Origin of the sequence: Micromonospora yasonensis (genome assembly GCF_026013475.1) — a bacterium.
GTDB classification, from domain to species: Bacteria; Actinomycetota; Actinomycetes; order Mycobacteriales; family Micromonosporaceae; genus Micromonospora; species Micromonospora yasonensis.
The window spans coordinates 1-1206 of sequence record NZ_JAPDPH010000463.1 but is presented as its reverse complement, the minus strand read 5'-3'; the positions used below and the strand labels follow the sequence as shown (position 1 = coordinate 1206).

The following is a 1206-nucleotide window of genomic DNA, read 5'->3' as shown; positions in this document are numbered from 1 at the left end:
CCGGGCCGGGGCTAGCGGATGTTGCCGGTGTGGCCGAGGGAGTAGCGGCCGGGTTGTGGCCAGATGGTGAGGCCGTGGGGGCCGCGGCCGACGGGTATGCGGGCGAGTAGTTTGCCGGTTTCGGTGTTCAGGACGTATACCTCGTCGTGGTAGCGGCCGGAGAGCCAGAGTTGTTTGCCGTCGGGTGAGAGGCCGCCCATGTCGGGGCTGGCGGTGCCGGGGATTCGCCAGGTGGTGGTGGGTTTGAGGGTGGTCAGGTCGAGGACGGTGATGGTGCCTTCGTCGCGGTTGGTGATGTAGGCGAGGGTGGCTTGGCGGTTGAAGTAGATGCCGTGGGCGCCGCGGCCGGTGGGGATGAAGCCGGTTTGTCGGGTGGCTTGGGCGTCGAAGACGTATACGCCGTGGGCGTGCATGTCGGCGACCAGGAAGTGTTGTCCGTCGGGGGTGAGTCGGGTGTCCTGGGGCATGCCGTCGGTGGTTTCGGTGAGCCGGAACTCGCGGAGTTTGCGGAGGCTGGTGGTGTCGAGTACGAGCATGCGGTTGGCGAACTCGCAGCTGAACAGCATGGTTTTGCCGTCGGCGGTGTAGTCCATGTGGTTGATGCCGCCGCATTCGGGGAACCGGGCCGACCGCACCCGCTGCCAGGTTTTCAGGTCGTAGAAGTCCAGCCGCTGGTACGCCTCGGCGACCACGATCGCCTGTTTGCCGTCGGGGGTGAAGTAGAGGTTGTAGACGTCGTCGAGCTTGCGGAACGCGCCCGGTTTGCCGGTCCTGGCGTCGATCGGGACCAGGCCGCCGTTGGGGATCTGGCTGGACGCCACGTACAGGGTGCGCAGGTCGTAGGAGGGCACCACGTGCTGCGGCTCCGGGCCGCCCGGGAACTTGTCCACCACCTGGTAGGTCGCCGGGTCGATCACCCACACGTCGTTGCTCTTGGTGTTCGGCACGTACACCAACGGCCGGTCACCGCGCACCTGCGGGGCGAGCTGGTTGGGGCCCGCCGCGGCGTACACGTTCCCGGCCGCCGGATACGTCGGCATGCCCGCCACCAGCGGCCCGAACGACCGACCCACCGACACGCCCGCGGACGGGCTGGCCAGGGCATCCCGGCTGGGCGGCCGGTCGGTGCAGGCCAACAACCCGCCCGACAGGACCAGGACCGGAAGAGCAGCCAGGAACGACCTACGCGACATTCACCCAAAATAA

The 1206-nt window shown here is 67.7% G+C and carries 1 protein-coding gene; it reads right to left on the bottom strand.

The window, feature by feature from the left end; all coding sequences use genetic code 11:
- Positions 1–11: 11 nt before the first annotated feature.
- The gene (locus tag ONA70_RS36355; protein WP_265011000.1) at positions 12–1193 is read right to left on the bottom strand and encodes a YncE family protein; all 1182 of its coding nucleotides are present in this window, start codon (positions 1191–1193) and stop codon (positions 12–14) included.
- Positions 1194–1206 lie beyond the last annotated feature (13 nt).